Source organism: Mesorhizobium sp. B2-6-2, assembly GCF_006440615.1.
Classification (GTDB): Bacteria; Pseudomonadota; Alphaproteobacteria; order Rhizobiales; family Rhizobiaceae; genus Mesorhizobium.
This window is the reverse complement of record NZ_VFUG01000001.1, coordinates 465,228-482,274: the sequence shown is the minus strand read 5'-3', so window position 1 is coordinate 482,274 and position 17,047 is coordinate 465,228. Positions and strand designations below refer to the sequence as shown.

The following is a 17,047-nucleotide window of genomic DNA, read 5'->3' as shown; positions in this document are numbered from 1 at the left end:
TCTTAGCGACTGACTTTGCTCACTGACCGATCCGCGCGAACGAGCCGGTATAGGTCTGGCCGGCAAGCGCGTAGGTGACGTTGAGCATTCCCGGCGAGGCCATCGTTGCGGTGATGTCGGCGCCGTTCGGCAGGCGCCCGAGCTTCAACTTATTGCCGGAAATCCTGCCGGAGCCGTCGGCGACGCCCGGCTTGTTGTCGGCCAGATCGCCCCATGCGTAGCTGGCCGTCACCTGCCCGCCTGAGGACACGGTCAGCACCGCCAGCTTGCCGTCATACATGCCGTTGAGCTGCCCCGCCCATATGCCGGAGAATGCGGAGTATCTGGTCGGAACGCCCTTGCCGGGCGGAACGATTGCGGCCGCCTCATCCAGCACCGCCGAATTCGGCGAGGCCGGAACGGGAGCGGCGGCCGGAGCGGGTTGCGGGTCAGCAACAGGCTGTGTGTCTGGGGTCGATTGACAAGCAGCAAGCGCGACCGCAATGCAAAGCATCGGCAAGAGATTGTTTTGTCGCGCAAGGAGCCCGGATCGAACAGGTCCCTGCGCCGGATTCCCACCCAAAGCCGGAATTCTCATAAGCATCCCTCTGACAGAAAGCCCTTAGCCTAGTTGCCGCCACCGGCATAGGGATTTCCTCCGGCGCTTGTTTCGCCGGGATACGACCTGAGTTCATTCCGTTGGAGCAGATTCCCAGGGACGACATCTCGACTTGCAGGCATCCATCGACGCGCCGTCGCGGGCATGATGCTGGAACTCCCGCCAATGCGCCGCGTTCCAAAAGAAACCAGTAGCGAGCGCGCTCCGCCGATCCGAGCAAAGATCGTTCGTGAATTTCCTTCGCGAACAACGCGATAAGTGCACGGAGTTCCAGCCATGGCTTTCACGCTTGAGAGTCCAGCCTTTGAAAACGGACAGACCATTCCCGAGCCCTATGTCCGCAACGGAGGCAATTTGTCTCCTCCCTTGCGATGGAAAAACGCGCCGCCCGGGACCAGAAGCTTCCTGCTCGTCGTCGAGGATCCCGATGCGCCGCGCGGCATGTTTCGCCATTGGGCGGTCTATGACATTGCCGCCGGGCGAGACCGCTTGCCGGAAGGCACCGCTGGACCGGAAACTTTCCACCAAGCCGTGAACGACTTCGGCAATGCCCATTATGACGGTCCCCAGCCGCCAAAAGGGCATGGCGTTCACCATTATCACTTCCGCCTTTCAGCACTCGACGTTGAGGCGCTGGAAACCGGCGGAGAACCGGGAATCGCGAATCTTCTGGCCCAGGCGGAGCCGCATATGATCGCCACTGCCGACCTCGTCGGCACATATGAAAGCCGCTGATGCGCGATCCGACGCATCCTGTCGGCATTCGATCATGCCCCGTTCGAACGAGGAGAAAAACAATGCCGGACAAGAAAACCATCGAAAAGGCGCGCGAGGACAAGCGCGAAGGCAAGTCGGCAAGCACGCAGGCCGGTGAATTCGTTCACGCGGAAATCGACAAAGTCCGCAAAGGCAAGCACGGCGCCCGCTCCACCAAACAGGCGATCGCCATCGGCCTTTCGGAGGCGCGCCGCGCGGGCGTCGACCTGCCGCCCCCCAAAAAAGGCGATGTGAAGGACAGCACGCGCAAGAGCGCCAAATATGCTTACGAGGCAGGCCAGGGCGAACGGAAGCCGAAGCGCCAGCCCAAGGTCTCGAAGGCGGTGTCGAAGGTGCTTGAGGGCGAGCCGAAGAGCACCGCCTCCCACAAGGCTCTGTCGAAGCAGGCCAAGAGCGCCGCATCCGGCCGCACAGCCGAAGAGCGGTCGGCGGCGGCGAGGAAGGCCGCGCAGACCAAAGGCGCCGCCGGACGATCGGCGGCAGCGCGCAAAGCAGCCAGAACCCGCGCCCAGCGCGGTTAGAGCGATTCGAGTGCGAACGGTTTTCCGTGCGCGCAATTGCTCAGGAAGTGACTGTTTGGTGGAGCCAATCGGAATCGAACCGACGACCTCTTGAATGCCATTCAAGCGCTCTCCCAACTGAGCTATGGCCCCACTCCCGGCAGTCGGCCGGCGCCGTTTCCGGCGAAGAGATCCGGCGCGATTGGGAACCGCGCCGTCGTTAGTGCTGGCGGCTTCTAGCGCCGCCTTCGGTCAAGATCAAGCCTTGAAAAGCCGCTTTTTCGTCACAGGCCAAAATGGCCGGCAAACGAACTCAGACTTCGTCATCGTCGTCGCCGACGCCGATCATATCGGCGACGTCATCGTCCTCTTCCTCTTCGTCGGCAAGGAAAGTGTCGTCCTCATCGTCGCCGAGATCGACATCCTCTTCATCGTCGCCAAGATCGGGAAGCTCGTCGCCGCCACCCTTGGCCTCGTCATCGGCCTCCTCGAGCGAGACGACTTCGGCGCCTTCCTCTTCGTCGGCGTCCACTTCCTTCTCGGCGACTTCCTCATCTTCCTCGAGGGCGGAAATCTTGCCTTCCTCGAAATAGGAGCGTGGATAGCTCTTGCCGGTATAGGGCGAGACGATCGGGTCTTTGTTGAGATCGTAGAATTTCCGACCCGTTTCGGGGTCGACACGCTTGGTGCCAAGTTCAGCTTTTGCCACAGCAGGCCTCGTCAATAAAAGAGTGGTCCCCATAACCGCAGTTTTGAGCGCTGTCAAAGCCAAAAGCCGGCATTGTAAAATGCTCGTATTCGAAGGCCTCGCACAAGGGGATGACCATTGCAACGCACCGTGATACGAGACCGCCGCAGCATGACGAACCGAGCCGGCCAGCCGGCATTTCATTTGGAAGACAAGGATGTCTCACTCCGCCGCCGCTAAGCCGGCCACGGCCCGCAAATCCCCTGCCCTTGCCGGCACCGCGCGCGTGCCGGGCGACAAATCGATCTCGCACCGCTCGTTCATGTTCGGCGGCCTTGCCTCCGGCGAAACCCGCATCACCGGCCTGCTCGAAGGCGAGGACGTGATGCGCACGGGCGCCGCCATGAAGGCGATGGGCGCGCATATCGAAAAGAGCGGCGACGAATGGGTGATCCGCGGCACCGGCAACGGCGCGTTGCTGCAGCCCGAAGGCCCGCTCGACTTCGGCAATGCCGGCACCGGCTCGCGCCTCACCATGGGGCTCGTCGGCACCTATGACATGGAGACGACCTTCATCGGCGACGCCTCGCTTTCGGGCCGGCCGATGGGCCGCGTGCTCGACCCGCTGCGCCAGATGGGCGTGCAGGTGCTGAAGGCCGCTCCCGGCGACCGCATGCCGATCACGCTGCGCGGCCCGAAGCATGCAGCGCCCATTACCTATCGCGTGCCGATGGCATCCGCCCAGGTGAAGTCGGCGGTGCTGCTTGCCGGCTTGAATACTCCCGGCATCACCACGGTGATCGAGCCCGTGATGACGCGCGACCATACCGAAAAGATGCTGAAGGGTTTCGGTGCCAACCTCAGCGTCGAGGCGGATGAGCGCGGCGTGCGCCACATCTTCATCGAAGGCCAGGGCAAACTCACCGGACAGACGATCGCCGTGCCGGGCGATCCGTCCTCGGCCGGCTTCCCGCTGGTCGCGGCGCTCATCGTGCCGGCTTCGGACATCGTCATCGAGAACGTGCTGATGAACCCGACCCGCACCGGACTGCTGCTGACATTGCAGGAAATGGGCGGCAAGATCGATATCCTCAATCCGCGCAATGCCGGCGGCGAGGACGTGGCGGATCTGCGCGTGCGCTCCTCCGACCTGAGAGGCGTCATAGTGCCGCCCGAGCGCGCGCCGTCGATGATCGACGAGTATCCGGTGCTCGCCGTCGCCGCGAGTTTCGCCGAGGGCGAGACGCTGATGCAGGGGCTAGAGGAACTTCGCGTCAAGGAATCCGACCGTCTGGCGGCGGTCGCCAGGGGCCTGGAGCTCAACGGCGTCGACTGCACCGAGGGCGAGGCCTCGCTCGCGGTGCGCGGCAGGCCGGGCGGCAAGGGGCTGGGCGCTCATCCCAACGGCCCCGATACGGCGGTAGAGACGCATCTCGACCACCGCATCGCCATGAGTTTTCTGGTGATGGGGCTGGCGACGGAGAAGCCGGTGACGGTCGACGACGCGAGCATGATCGCGACGAGCTTTCCGGAATTCATGGGGTTGATGAAGGGGCTGGGCGCGGAGATTGGGTAAAAGGTTCATGACAAGCGCAAGGCAAGTAGAGATGTCGGCGGGACAGCGCCCCCCTCTGTCCTGCCGGACATCTCCCCCACAAGGGGGGAGATCAGCTGTCACTGCGGCTTTCGCCAGCCGCCAACGTCGCAGAATTGAGCGGAGCGCCAGAACTGCCAATCTCCCCCCTCGTGGGGGAGATGTCCGGCAGGACAGAGGGGGGCGCGAAGGATCGCGGCGCCCGCGTCTTCGGTTGGCCCGCCCATGACCAGTCCCTTCACCATCGCCATCGACGGCCCGGCAGGCGCGGGCAAAGGCACGCTCGCCCGCCGGCTCGCCGACCATTACCGGCTGAACTTGCTCGATACCGGCCTCACCTATCGCGCGGTGGCCCACAAGCTGCTCGAGCTCGGCTTGCCGCTCGACAATGTCTCGGCGGCGGAAACCGCGGCGCGGCAGGTGGACCTCTCCAACCTCGATCGCACCGTGCTGGCCGCGCATGCGGTGGGCGAGGCGGCATCGAAGGTCGCGGTCATTCCGACCGTACGGCGCGTCCTGGTGGAGAAGCAGCGGGCCTTCGCCAAGGGGCCGCCGGGTGCCGTGCTCGACGGCCGCGACATCGGCACGGTGGTGTGCCCGGACGCCGACATCAAGCTCTATGTCACGGCAAGCGCCGAAGTGCGCGCCAGACGCCGGCTGGCCGAGATCGAGAGCATGGGCGGCAGCGCCGATCTCGCCACCATCCTTGCCGATATCGAGCGCCGCGACGAGCGCGACATGGGCCGCGCCGACTCGCCGCTGAAGCCGGCGGCAGACGCGCACTTGCTTGATACCAGCGAAATGGCTATAGAAGCCGCGTTTCTGGCGGCGATGGCGATCGTTGACAACGTCCTTGCCAAGAGAAACAAGGCCTGATCAGGTTTTTCGATTGCCGTTGGCGGCGAAAATACCCATATCGGGCACGAACCAGCCTGCCAGCATTCTTCATGCGCCGGACTTGCCGCCTGAACAGCGGCCAAGGGCTTTCAGCCCGGAACGCCGGCAGGCTCACGCAACGCTAACCCACGGCGCCCGCCCCGCTTGAAGACCGGGGTATTCCAGGAGAAACAATGTCAGTAGCTAATCCGTCTCGCGACGATTTCGCGAGCATGCTCGAAGAATCATTCACCGCCGGCCATTCCGGCGAGGGCCAGGTTGTCCGGGGCACGATCACCGCGATCGAAAAGGACATGGCCATCATCGATGTCGGCCTCAAGGTCGAAGGCCGCGTGCCGCTGAAGGAATTCGGCGCCAAGGGCAAGGAATCCTCCCTCAAGGTCGGCGACACCGTCGAGGTCTATGTCGAGCGCATCGAAAACGCGCTTGGCGAAGCCATGCTGTCGCGCGAGAAGGCTCGCCGCGAGGAGAGCTGGGTCCGTCTTGAAGAGAAGTTCACCAAGGGTGAGCGCGTCGAAGGCGTCATCTTCAACCAGGTCAAGGGCGGCTTCACCGTCGACCTCGACGGCGCCGTGGCGTTCCTGCCGCGCAGCCAGGTCGATATCCGCCCGATCCGCGACGTCACCCCGCTGATGCACAACCCGCAGCCCTTCGAGATCCTCAAGATGGATCGCCGCCGCGGCAACATCGTGGTGTCGCGCCGCACCGTGCTCGAAGAGAGCCGCGCCGAACAGCGCTCGGAAATCGTGCAGAACCTCGAGGAAGGCCAGGTGGTCGAAGGCGTGGTCAAGAACATCACCGACTACGGTGCGTTCGTCGACCTCGGCGGCATCGACGGCTTGCTGCATGTCACCGACATGGCCTGGCGCCGCGTCAACCATCCGACCGAGATCCTCAACATCGGCCAGACGGTCAAGGTGCAGATCATCCGCATCAACCAGGAAACCCACCGCATCTCGCTCGGCATGAAGCAGCTCGAGTCGGATCCGTGGTCGGATATTGGCACCAAGTTCCCGATCGGCAAGAAGATCAAGGGCACCGTCACCAACATCACCGACTACGGCGCGTTCGTCGAGCTGGAGCCGGGCATCGAGGGCCTCATCCACGTTTCGGAAATGTCGTGGACGAAGAAGAACGTGCATCCCGGCAAGATCCTGTCGACGACGCAGGAAGTCGATGTTGTGGTGCTCGAGGTCGACCCGGCCAAGCGCCGCATCTCGCTCGGCCTCAAGCAGACGCTGGAAAACCCGTGGCAGGCTTTCGCCTCGAGCCATCCGGTCGGCAGCCAGGTCGAGGGCGAGGTCAAGAACAAGACCGAGTTCGGCCTGTTCATCGGCCTGGAAGGCGACGTGGACGGCATGGTGCATCTCTCCGACCTCGACTGGACCCGTCCGGGCGAGCAGGTCATCGAAGAGTACAATCGCGGCGACATGGTCAAGGCGCAGGTGCTCGACGTCGACATCGAGAAGGAGCGCATCTCGCTCGGCATCAAGCAGCTGGCCCGCGACACTGTCGGCGAAGCTGCCAGCAGCGGTGAGCTGCGCAAGAATGCCGTCGTCACCTGCGAGGTCACCGGCGTGAAGGATGGTGGTCTGGACGTGCGGCTGGTCGACAGCGGCATCGAGACCTTCATCAAGCGTTCGGACCTTTCGCGCGACCGCGACGAGCAGCGCCCCGAGCGCTTCACCGTCGGCCAGAAGGTCGATGCCCGCGTCATCGCCTTCGACAAGAAGACCCGCAAGCTGCAGGTCTCGATCAAGGCGCTGGAAATCGCCGAGGAGAAGGAAGCGGTCGCTCAGTACGGCTCGACCGACTCCGGCGCTTCGCTGGGCGACATCCTGGGCGCCGCGCTTAAGAAGCAGGGCAACTAAAGCCTTCCGGGAAAGCCGCTTAGCGGCTTTCCGTTGGAATTGCGCAAGCCCCTTGGCGAACAACAAAAGCCCCGCCGGAGCGATCCGGCGGGGTTTTCTTTTGTCGGGATTTCCGTGCGGTCAGGCGCGGCCGTAAAGCGGAACCAGCGTGCCGCTCATCGCCAGGTTGGCGGGGGAGGCGAGATAGGCGATCGCTTCCGCCGCAGCCTCCAGGCTGACCCATTTGGCGAAATCGGCGTCGGGCATGTCGGCGCGGTTGGCGGGCGTATCGAGCGTCGAGGGCGCCACGGCGTTGACGAGGATGCCCTTGCCCTTCAACTCCTCGGCCATGGCCACAGTCATCGCTGCGACCGCCGCCTTGCTTGCGGCATAGGCGACCATGCCGGAGCCGCGCCTCGGATCGAGACCGGCGCGCGCGGCGACATTGACGATGCGGCCGGCCGTATTGGACTCCAGCATCGAGCGCACCGCGGCGCGGCTGCACAGGAAAGCCGTACGGGCGTTGGTGTCCATCATCTCGGCGAAGGAGGCCGACTCGATCTTTTCGACCGGCGCCATGGTGAAGCCGCCGGCAAGGTGGATCGAGGCCCAGAGCTCGGGAACCTGGTGGTAGAAAGCTTCGACCTTGGCCGAATCCGACAGGTCGACATTATGCGCCAGATGCACGCTGGCATGGGCTGCGTAAGGAAAATGCGGCGGGGCCGCCGCGTGGGCATTGGGCACGTGGCAGATCGCGCCTTGCTCCAGCAATCTGCCGACAACCGCGCCGCCGAGCGCCCCAGTGCCGCCTGTCACCACGACATGCCTGCCGTTCAGCGTTTCCGTCATACCTAGACCGCTCCTGTCATTTTTTTATGATTATATCTTGGGTTATGCCGCCCCAGACTGGAACGTCGCGCCTTTCGCGTCGTCACTCAATTGAAATATCGACATGGCAGGCGCAGCGTCTTTGCATGCGTCGGGACCGTAGCGGCCAGCATGGATTTGCCGGCGCCGGAAGGCGCCAACCGGCAGAGGCACCGGTCTTTCAGTCGACGGTGATTTCGATGACGCGCGGCTTGCCGGCCGCCCACGCGCGCCTCAGCGCCACGGCAAGGCCGCCGGCCCCGGCCAGCCGCTCGGCCTCGATGCCATAGGCCTCGGCGAGCTTGCAGAAATCGGGCGGCGCCGGCGACACGCCGACCGGCTCGACGCCGACATCGAGCATCGAGGTTTCGATCTCGCGATAGCCGCGATTGTTCCAGACGACGAAGATCACCGGCGCTTGGGCGTCGAGCGCAGCGCCGATCTCCGGCAAGGTGAACTGGAAGCCGCCATCGCCGGTGAGGCACACCACCGGCGCCTCCGGCACCGCAAGTGCTGCGCCGATCGCCGCCGGCGGGCCGTAGCCCAACGCGCCGAAGCCGGTCGCGGCGTTGAACCAGCCGCCGGGACGGTCGTGGTCGTAATAGAGGTTGGCGGCATAGATCGGCTGGGTCGAATCGCCGACGATGATGGCGCCGGGCAGCGCGTCGCGGATTGCCTCCACGGCCCGCACCTGCGCCAGATAGTCAGGCTTCAATTCGGCCAGTGCTGCCGCACGTGTCGCGGCCGCACGAGCCACGCCATCGCTTGCCGCGGCATGGCCCGGCACGATCGCCGCAAGCAGAGCCTCGATCGCTTCCGCGCAATCCGCCTGGATGCCGACCGTCACCGGCCGGCGCGCGATCTGGTCGGCGCCGATATCGATGCGGATCAGGTTCTTCGGCAGCACGAAGCCGCCGTCGCCATAACCGTCATAGTCGGTCGGGCCGAATTCGGTGCCGGCGGCAATCACCAGATCGGCGTCCGCCATCAACGAACGCACGGCCTTGAGGCTGGGGCTCGCCGGCACGCACAGCGGATGGCCATGCAGCAGGCCGCGCGCATTGGCGGTCTCGACCACTGGGGCGCCGAGCGTCTCGGCCAAACGCCGCAGCGCCGCATCGGCTTTCTTGGCGCCACCGCCTGAAAGGATCAGCGGACGGCGTGCGGCCCTGCAAAGCCTTGCCGCCTCGGCCATCGCCGCCAACGCCGGAGCGGGTGGCGCGGCATTGCTAAGGACGGCCGCAACACCATCGGCGGGCTTGACCATGACGTCGGTGGGGATCTCGATATGGACCGGACCCGGGCGCGCCGACGAAAACAGCGCGAAGGCGCGGGCGAGCGCGCCAGGCAACTGCCCGGCCTCGGTGATGCGCTCGGAAAACAGCGCCACCTTTTCTATCATGCCGCGCTGGTCGGGCAGCTCATGCAGGAAGCCCAGCCCTTTTCCCAGCGTATCGGTGGCGTTGACGCCGGAGATGACCAGCATCGGCACCGAATCGGCGCGCGCCTGTCCCATGGCGGTGATGGTGTTGGTGAGGCCCGGCCCGGTGATGGCGAAGGCGACGCCGGGACGGCCGCCGGCGCGCGCATAACCGTCGGCCATGAAGCCGGCACCTTGTTCGTGGCGCGGCGTGACATGGCGGATCGTCGAGCCCGCCAGGCCGCGATAGAGCTCGACCGTATGCACGCCCGGAATGCCGAAGACGGTGTCGACGCCATGCGCTTCGAGCAATTTGATCAGCGCTTCGCCGATGGTGGTCATTGGTTTCCTCCCTTTTCCGGCGCCAAGCCGAGCTCGGCCTCGATGGCCCTGATGCCGATCGCCGCCAATTCGCCAGGCGAGAACATCTCCGCCGCCAGGCAACCCTCGATCCAGAGCCCGTCGATGATCGCGTTGATCGCGATGGCATGGCGGCGCAGCTCGCCCGCGTCCGGCTTGTGCTGCTCGGCGGCGAGCACTTCGGCAACGACCGCTTCCACCTCGTCGCGAAAGCCGAGATAGCCTTCGCGGTGGGCACGGGCGAGCGCCGGATCCGCATTGGCGCGGCCAAGGAAGGTTGCCCAGAGCGAAAACACCCGCCGGTCGACGATCGGCGCGCTGAGGTTGGCGGTGACGAAAGCCGCGAGGCGTTGGCGAGGCGAGGCGTCTTCCATGACCAATGCCGCTTTCGCCTGCTCGGTCATGCGGCCGACCAGCGCCGCATAGGCTTCCTGCAGCAATTCTTCCTTGCCGGGAAAATAGTGCCGGATCAGCCCGGCGGTGACGCCGGCGCGCAAGGCGATGGTGCGCAAGGTGGCGCCCTGAAGGCCATATTCCGCCACGCTGTCCAGCGTCGCATCGATCAGATCCTGCCGCCGCCGCTCCTCGCCCTCGCGGCGGAACTTGCGGCGCGCATTCATTGGCGCAGTATCGGCCGCGTCAGGCATGTCGGCCCGCCTTCGCAGGCGATGCAGAGCGCATCCGCCTCGAATGTCTCGACCGTGCAGCCGGCGGCTTCCATCGCGGCCTTGGTCTTGGGAAAACCCGCGACGGCAATGACCTTGTGCGGGCTGGTCGGCAGCACGTTCAGGCTGAGGCCGTTGGAAGCGGCGAACTCTTCGGCGTCGCCTTCGACCAGCCGGATGCCGCGCGCCTTCAGCATCTGATAGAACGCCGCCGGCAGAAGCGGCGAATAGACCAGGGCCAGGTCGTCGGCCAGCGGGCTGATCACCGACATCAGATGCAGGCACGCCTCTTCGCCCTGCCACAGCGGCAGATCGAAGCCGTAGACGGAAATGCCCAGCGGCGTCAGCAGGTTGGAAACCTGCTGGATGCCTTCCTGGTTGGAGCGCACACCGCGCCCGATCGCCAGCGTGCGGGCATCCACCCATACGCAGTCGCCGCCTTCGACCTGACCAGGCGCCTCAACCCGGCCGAGGACCGGAATGCCCAGCCTCTTATAGGTTTCCTCATGCAGCGAGGGCTCCCGGGCGCGCAGTGGCTTGCCCATGGACAGGATCAGGGCGCCGCGATCGGTCATCAGCGACGGGTCATGCGTGAACACCGAATCCGATAGGCCGTCGGCCGTGTCCTCGATCCATTCGATCTCGGCGCCGGAAGCCGCCACCAGCTCGGCAAGGAGCGCATGCTGCGAAGCGGCCTTCGCCGGGTTGAATCCCAGGCCATAGTGCCAGGCCGCCCTGTCGGCATCGCGCATGGCGTTGGCCGCCGACCGCATCAGCACGCGCCGCAGCGGCGCCGCCATGGACTGTGATCCGAAAGCGCTCATCGATGCCCTTTTAAGATGAAAAAAACCGTGAAAATTTCATGAAGGGCTATTTATACACTTGCGCAACAAGGCCGCAAGTGCCGTAATGAGCGGGATTGACGGGCTCGCGCTGTCGGGTCCATGCTGAAGCCTGGAGCGGGTCAGTGCAGCGTATGTTGATTAGCCGGATAGACGTTCGACGAACTGCCGTCGGCCAGATAGAGGCCACCCGGTGAGCGCTGCAGGAGTTGCCGCAGTCCAATCCGGCGAGGCGCAGAACGGCGCCGCCGAAGCCATCCATGTCGAAAACCTGCACAAGAAGTTCGGCCAGCTGCACGTGCTGAAGGGGGTTTCGCTGTCGGCGCGCGACGGCGAGGTGGTCGCCATCATCGGCGGCTCCGGTTCCGGCAAGTCGACGCTTTTACGTTGCATCAACTGTCTGGAGAACCCCACAAGCGGCATCATCCGGGTCAATGGCGAGGAGATCAAGCTCAAGGCCGACAGCCACGGACACACCGTTCCGGCCGACCGCAGGCAGATCGAGCGCATTCGCTCGAGGCTCGGCATGGTTTTCCAGAATTTCAACCTGTGGAGCCACTTGACACTGATCGAGAATGTCATCGAGGTTCCGGTGCATGTGCTCGGCGTCAAGCGCAGCGAAGCGATCGCCCAGGCCGAGAAGCTGCTCGCCCGCGTCGGGCTGGCGGAAAAGCGCGACGTCTATCCGGCTTTCCTGTCCGGCGGCCAGCAGCAACGGGCCGCGATCGCCCGCGCGCTGGCGATCAATCCGCGCGTCATGCTGTTCGACGAACCGACTTCCGCGCTCGATCCCGAGCTGGTCGGCGAGGTGCTGAAAGTCATCGGCGACCTGGCGCGCGAGGGGCGCACCATGGTGCTGGTGACGCATGAAATGAAGTTCGCCCGCGAGGTCGCGACGCATGTCGTCTATCTCTACAACGGGCTGGTCGAGGAAGAAGGTCCGCCGGAACAGCTGTTCGGCGCGCCCAAATCCGAAAGGCTCAAGCAATTCCTCCGCAATGTCGGCTAGGTGCCGGCATCAAGCGGAGCGAAAAACCGGGAACAACAACAAACTGGGAGTCCTGACATGAAGACTGTTCTCAAAACATTTGCCGCCGCGCTGCTTCTCGGCGTCGCGGCGATGGGCGGAGTGGCCAAAGCCGAGCAGGTCAAGATCGGCGTCGCCGCCGAACCCTACCCGCCCTTCACCTCGCCCGACGCCAGCGGCAAATGGGTGGGCTGGGAGATCGACTTCGTCGACGCCGTCTGCGCCGAAGAGAAACTTGACTGCGTGATCACGCCGGTGGCCTGGGACGGCATCATCCCGGCGCTGACGACCAAGAAGATCGACGCCATCGTCTCTTCCATGTCGATCACCGACGAGCGCAAGAAGGCGATCGACTTCTCGGACAAGTACTACAACACCCCGACCGCGATCATCGGGCCGAAGGACCAGAAGTTCGGCGCCACGCCGGACGATCTCAAGGGCAAGGTGATCGGCGTCCAGGTCTCGACGGTGCATGCCGTGTACGCCAAGAAGCACTTCACCGGCGCGCAGGAAATCAAGGAATACCAGACCCAGGATGAAGCTAACCAGGATCTGGCCGCTGGCCGCATCGACGCGGTGCAGGCCGACTCGATCGCGCTCGGCGAATTCCTGAAGTCGGACCAGGGCAAGGCCTGCTGCGACCTGAAGGGCATGGTGGCGCCCGACGACGAAGTGCTTGGCCCGGGTGTCGGCGCCGGTATCCGCAAGGAAGACACCGCGCTCAAGGAAAAGTTCAACGCCGGCATCAAGGCGATCCGCGCCAACGGCAAGTACGACGAGATCTCGAAAAAATATTTCGATTTCGACATCTATGGCGGCGCCGCGCAGTCGAACTGAGCCCTCTCGCACATGAGTGAGGGCATGGCGTCCGCGCCATGCCCGATCTTGCCACGCATGCCCGCCGCTGACCTGACCGTCGGCGGCTCGCCAGCAATCCGGGGACGAAGCTGATCGACGCCTTTCTTCCGGCCTCCGCGGCCGGCATCATCGAACTCCTGTCGCCCGTGGCGCCCGGCTGGGGCGGCACGCTGCTGGTCGGCCTGCTGCATTCGGTCGAGATCGCCATAGGCGCGACGTGCCTCGGCCTCATGATCGGCACCGCCGGCGCGTTCGGCAAGCTCTATGGCGGCCCGGTGACGCGCGATCTGCTCGCGGTCTACACGACGGTCGTGCGCGCCGTGCCGGAACTGGTGCTGATCCTGCTGCTTTATTATGCCGGCACCGACCTCATCAACCAGGTGCTGACGGCGATCGGCTACAGCCGTGTCGACATCAGCGGACTCGCGGCCGGCATTTTCGTGCTGGGTTTCGTCCAGGGTGCCTATTCGACCGAAGTCATCCGTGGCGCCATCCTCGCCATCCCGCAAGGCCAAATCGAGGCCGCCCGCGCCTACGGCATGTCGCCGGGCCTGATGCTGCGACGCATCACTGTGCCGGCCATGCTGCCCTTCGCCATCCCAGGCCTGGCGAATCTGTGGCTCATCGCCACCAAGGACACCGCGCTGCTTGCCGTCGTCGGCTTCTTCGAACTGACGCTGGCGACGCGCCAGGCGGCCGGCGTGACCAAGGCCTACCTTCTTTTCTACCTTGCGGCCGGCGCGCTCTATCTCGCGCTCTCGTTGTTCTCCAACCTGATCATCGGCCGCGTCGAGGCCTGGTCGCGGCGCGGCATGCCCTCCGTCAGGGAGGCGCGCTGATGTCCGCCGAAGCCTCCGCGATCCACATGGCGGCGCGCGCCTCGATCTGGCTCAAGCCGCACCGGATCGTGCTGATCCTGGTCGGACTGGCGCTGGTTCTGTGCGCCGCCGTCTTCATGCGCTGGGACTGGCTGCCGCAATATTGGGAAATGGGCCTGATGGGCATCTGGCGGGCGCTTTGGATCCTCGCCGTCACCTGCGCGCTGGGCTTTGCGCTGGCCGTGCCGCTCGGGCTCGCCCAGGCAGGCGGACCGATCTGGTTCTCGGCACCGGCGAAGGTCTTCTGCACCATCATCCGGGGAACGCCGCTGCTCCTGCAGCTCTGGCTGCTCTATTACGGCCTCGGCTCGATCTTTCCGCAATATCCATGGATCCGCGAATCGTGGCTTTGGCCGTATCTCAGGCAGGCTTGGCCGTATGGCGTGGTGGCGCTGACCTTCTCCTTCGCCGGCTACGAGGGTGAAGTGATGCGCGGCGCATTCGCCGGCGTGCCACGCGGACAGTTGGAGGCAGCCCGCGCGTTCGGCATGAGCCGCTGGAAAATCTTCCGGCGCATCTGGTTGCCGCAGGCCTTCTACCGTGCGCTGCCGACGCTGACCGGCGAGACCGTGCTGCAGTTGAAATCGACCCCGCTGGTGGCGACGATCAGCGTCATCGACATCTTCGCCGTCTCCTCCAAGGTGCGCCAGGACACCTATCTGACCTACGAGCCTTTGCTGCTGCTGGCGCTGATCTATATGACGATCACCGGTATCCTGGTCTTCGTCTTCAGCCGGATCGAGGCACGGATTCCGGTCAAGATCGGATAGCGAATAGAGAGTAGCGAATAGCGAGTAGTTTCTTTATTCCCCCTACTCGCTATTCCCTATTCGCTACTCGCTGCAGGGCAACACTGATGCAACTCACCCTCGCCCAGGCTACAGGCCTATGCCGGATGGCGGCGCTCGGCGCCGGTGCCAATGAGGAGGCGGCGCAGTCGCTGACGGCTTCGATCATCGCCGCGGAAGCCGAAGGCCTGTCGATGGTGGGGCTGTCGCATTTCATCGACTATCTGGAAGCGCTCGAAGCCGGCCGCATCGACGGCAACGCCGATCCGGCGATCACGCGGCCTGCGCTCGCCGTCTATCTTTCGGATGCGCGCCGCGGTCTTGCGCATACCGGCTTCGACCGCACCATCGACGACCTGGTCAAGGCGGCAAAACTCTTCGGCGTCTCGATCTTTTCGCAGAAGAACGCCTATACATGCGGCGCGCTCGGCTATTTCACCGGGCGGCTCGCCGAACAGGGGCTGGTTTCCTTCGCCGCCACCAACGGACCGGCGGTGCTTGCCGGCTCAGGCTCGGTCAAGCCGGTCTATTGTACCAATCCGATGTCCTTTGCGTCGCCCGCCGCCGACGGGCCGCCGCTGGTCATCGATCAGTCGTCGAGCGCCACCGCCTTCGTCAACATCCGCAAGGCGGCCGAGGACGGCAAGAAAATCCCCGAAGGCTGGGCGCTGGATGCCAGCGGCAACCCGACCACCGATCCGGCGGCGGCGATGAAGGGAGCAATGCTTGCCTTTGGCGGCCAGCGCGGCGCCAACATCGCTTTAATGGTCGAGGTGCTGGCCGCAGGCATTTCCGGCGCCAACTGGTCGCTCGACGCGCCCTGGTTCACCGATGGGGCGGAGAGCCCCGGCACCGGCCTTTTCGTTCTGGCCATCGAGCCAAAGCTGCTCGACCCGGATTTCGAGCGGCGCATGAAGGAGCAGCTCGACCGGCTGCGGCGGCGCTATGGCGTGCATATACCCGGCCGCTCGCGCGCCGAAGCCGCCGAGAAGGCAAAGGCGCGCGGCATCACCACGTCCAGGGCAGTGGTGCAGCGCATTTCGGAATTCGCCGAGCGTTACTCGGCCTGATTTTTCCCTGCGCGATTGAACCTTTTTTAGACGCTGCACGACCCATATCCGGCACCCCACGCCGCGAACCGCCCGATGGGCTTCGTCAGGCACGCGGCTGGCGGCGCCGCGCCGGGCGTTCAGGGCGGGGCGGGCGTGCTTGCTTCACGCCACCTTGATGCCGTCTCAGGTCAGGCCGCCTCGTTGAACCCTGCTTCGGCGTGGACACTGCCCGGAAAACCCCGCTTCGGCGGGGTTTTCTGCCTTCGTCAACGTGGCAGGAGGGAAGTTCTGGGCAAGTCCAAAAACAACGCGATGGCGACCTCCGGTCGCTCTTTGCCTTTGGCGAGAAACGGATTAAGAAACGGCTTCAGCCAAGCATTGCGCGCGGAGCCAAGTCATGACCGAAATCCTGCAGACCCCCAAGCTCGTCGTCGTCTTCGGCGGCTCGGGCTTCGTCGGTCGCCATGTCGTGCGGGCGCTGGCCAAGCGCGGCTACCGCATCCGGGTCGCCTGCCGGCGGCCCGACCTTGCCGGCCATGTGCAGCCGCTCGGCAATGTCGGCCAGATTCAGCCCGTGCAGGCCAATGTGCGCGTGCGCTGGTCGGTCGACCGTGCCGTGCAAGGCGCCGACCATGTCGTCAACCTGGTCGCCATCCTGCATGAGACCGGCCGCCAGAAATTCGGCGCCGTGCACGATTTCGGCGCGCGCGCCGTCGCCGAGGCCGCACGCTCGGTCGGCGCAGGCCTCACGCAGATCTCGGCGCTCGGCGCCGATCTCAATTCGCCGTCCAACTACGCCCGCACCAAGGCGCTGGGCGAAAAGGCGGTGTTCGAGACGTTTGAGGATGCCGTCATCTTCCGGCCGTCGATCAATTTCGGACCGGAGGATCGCTTCTTCAACCGCTTCGCCGGCATGGCGCGCCTGTCGCCCGTGCTGCCGCTGATCGGCGGCGGGCAAACGAAATACCAGCCGGTCTATGTCGGCGACGTCGCCGAAGCGATCGCGCGCTCGGTCGACGGCAAGGTCAAGGGCGGCCAGATCTACGAGCTCGGCGGCCCGCAGGTGCTGACCTTCAAGGAATGCATGGAAGAGCTGCTCGCGGTCATCGACCGCCGGCGGCTGCTGGTGCCGGTGCCGTGGTGGATGGCGAATATCCAGGCGTCGATCCTGCAGCTGCTGCCCAATCCGCTCCTGACCAAGGACCAGGTGCTGCAGCTGCGCGAGCACAATGTCGTTTCGGACGAAGCCGCCAAGGCCGCCAGGACGCTTGCCGGCCTCGGCATCCAGCCGCAGGCGATCGCCACTATCCTGCCCAGCTATCTCTGGCGCTTCCGCGCCGCCGGACAGTTCCAGCAGCGCCGGCCGATCGCCGACCGATAGCGAAA

17 protein-coding genes and 1 tRNA gene are annotated in these 17,047 nt (G+C 64.9%); 11 read left to right on the top strand and 7 right to left on the bottom strand.

The features are described 5' to 3' along the window. Window positions 1-19: 19 nt before the first annotated feature. A complete protein-coding gene (locus FJ419_RS02425; protein WP_246679104.1) occupies window positions 20-376 on the bottom strand; it encodes a hypothetical protein in 357 nt (118 codons plus the stop codon). A 498-nt stretch (window positions 377-874) separates the two neighbouring features. On the opposite strand from FJ419_RS02425, the gene FJ419_RS02420 reads away from it, so the two are divergent. Both FJ419_RS02420 and FJ419_RS02415 read left to right on the top strand, forming a co-directional pair. Next, window positions 875-1,333, top strand: coding sequence for a YbhB/YbcL family Raf kinase inhibitor-like protein (locus FJ419_RS02420; RefSeq protein WP_140687185.1), 459 nt, complete (start codon window positions 875-877; stop codon window positions 1,331-1,333). 62 nt (window positions 1,334-1,395) lie between these two features. After that, window positions 1,396-1,896, top strand: coding sequence for a DUF6496 domain-containing protein (locus FJ419_RS02415; RefSeq protein ID WP_140687183.1), 501 nt, complete (start codon window positions 1,396-1,398; stop codon window positions 1,894-1,896). A gap of 56 nt (window positions 1,897-1,952) precedes the next feature. Here FJ419_RS02415 and FJ419_RS02410 read toward each other — a convergent pair. Next, window positions 1,953-2,028: transfer RNA gene (locus tag FJ419_RS02410), tRNA-Ala, on the bottom strand. Window positions 2,029-2,188: 160 nt separating this feature from the next. Continuing rightward, the gene (locus FJ419_RS02405) at window positions 2,189-2,584 is read right to left on the bottom strand and encodes a TIGR02300 family protein (protein WP_140545272.1); all 396 of its coding nucleotides are present in this window, start codon (window positions 2,582-2,584) and stop codon (window positions 2,189-2,191) included. 196 nt (window positions 2,585-2,780) lie between these two features. Between FJ419_RS02405 and aroA the strand changes: the two genes are divergently transcribed. From aroA to rpsA, 3 genes are all read left to right on the top strand, one after another. Continuing rightward, a complete protein-coding gene (aroA, locus tag FJ419_RS02400; protein WP_140687181.1) occupies window positions 2,781-4,139 on the top strand; it encodes a 3-phosphoshikimate 1-carboxyvinyltransferase in 1,359 nt (452 codons plus the stop codon). Window positions 4,140-4,382: 243 nt separating this feature from the next. Next, window positions 4,383-5,033: a (d)CMP kinase gene (cmk, locus tag FJ419_RS02390; RefSeq protein ID WP_140687179.1), complete on the top strand. Its 651-nt coding sequence runs from the start codon at window positions 4,383-4,385 to the stop codon at window positions 5,031-5,033. 194 nt (window positions 5,034-5,227) lie between these two features. Continuing rightward, a complete protein-coding gene (gene rpsA, locus FJ419_RS02385; protein ID WP_140546728.1) occupies window positions 5,228-6,925 on the top strand; it encodes a 30S ribosomal protein S1 in 1,698 nt (565 codons plus the stop codon). A 120-nt stretch (window positions 6,926-7,045) separates the two neighbouring features. On the opposite strand, the gene FJ419_RS02380 is transcribed toward rpsA, so the two are convergent. From FJ419_RS02380 to FJ419_RS02365, 4 genes are all read right to left on the bottom strand, one after another. Beyond that, window positions 7,046-7,753 (bottom strand): SDR family NAD(P)-dependent oxidoreductase, encoded by a 708-nt coding sequence (locus FJ419_RS02380; RefSeq protein ID WP_140628781.1) that lies wholly within the window; start codon window positions 7,751-7,753, stop codon window positions 7,046-7,048. Window positions 7,754-7,952: 199 nt separating this feature from the next. Next, complete coding sequence (locus tag FJ419_RS02375) at window positions 7,953-9,533, bottom strand: 5-guanidino-2-oxopentanoate decarboxylase (RefSeq protein ID WP_140687176.1); 1,581 nt, start codon at window positions 9,531-9,533, stop codon at window positions 7,953-7,955. Beyond that, window positions 9,530-10,198: a TetR family transcriptional regulator C-terminal domain-containing protein gene (locus FJ419_RS02370; RefSeq protein WP_140687174.1), complete on the bottom strand. Its 669-nt coding sequence runs from the start codon at window positions 10,196-10,198 to the stop codon at window positions 9,530-9,532. Before FJ419_RS02370 ends, FJ419_RS02375 begins: the two co-directional genes overlap by 4 nt. Next, window positions 10,168-11,040: a dimethylarginine dimethylaminohydrolase family protein gene (locus FJ419_RS02365; RefSeq protein WP_140687171.1), complete on the bottom strand. Its 873-nt coding sequence runs from the start codon at window positions 11,038-11,040 to the stop codon at window positions 10,168-10,170. The genes FJ419_RS02370 and FJ419_RS02365 overlap by 31 nt, the downstream gene beginning before the upstream one ends. A gap of 211 nt (window positions 11,041-11,251) precedes the next feature. On the opposite strand from FJ419_RS02365, the gene FJ419_RS02360 reads away from it, so the two are divergent. The 6 genes from FJ419_RS02360 to FJ419_RS02335 all read left to right on the top strand — a co-directional run bounded on the left by FJ419_RS02360 (window position 11,252) and on the right by FJ419_RS02335 (window position 17,042). After that, entirely contained in the window at window positions 11,252-12,067 is an 816-nt protein-coding gene (locus FJ419_RS02360; protein WP_140687169.1) for an ABC transporter ATP-binding protein, read from the top strand. Between the two features lie 57 nt (window positions 12,068-12,124). Further along, window positions 12,125-12,922: a transporter substrate-binding domain-containing protein gene (locus FJ419_RS02355; protein WP_140687167.1), complete on the top strand. Its 798-nt coding sequence runs from the start codon at window positions 12,125-12,127 to the stop codon at window positions 12,920-12,922. A 194-nt stretch (window positions 12,923-13,116) separates the two neighbouring features. Further along, entirely contained in the window at window positions 13,117-13,782 is a 666-nt protein-coding gene (locus tag FJ419_RS02350) for an ABC transporter permease subunit (RefSeq protein ID WP_181170610.1), read from the top strand. Beyond that, the gene (locus FJ419_RS02345) at window positions 13,782-14,591 is read left to right on the top strand and encodes an ABC transporter permease (RefSeq protein ID WP_140687163.1); all 810 of its coding nucleotides are present in this window, start codon (window positions 13,782-13,784) and stop codon (window positions 14,589-14,591) included. Before FJ419_RS02350 ends, FJ419_RS02345 begins: the two co-directional genes overlap by 1 nt. Before the next feature lie 86 nt (window positions 14,592-14,677). Beyond that, window positions 14,678-15,679, top strand: a complete 1,002-nt coding sequence (locus FJ419_RS02340; protein ID WP_181170582.1) for an Ldh family oxidoreductase — start codon at window positions 14,678-14,680, stop codon at window positions 15,677-15,679. 379 nt (window positions 15,680-16,058) lie between these two features. Further along, entirely contained in the window at window positions 16,059-17,042 is a 984-nt protein-coding gene (locus FJ419_RS02335) for a complex I NDUFA9 subunit family protein (RefSeq protein ID WP_140687159.1), read from the top strand. Window positions 17,043-17,047 lie beyond the last annotated feature (5 nt).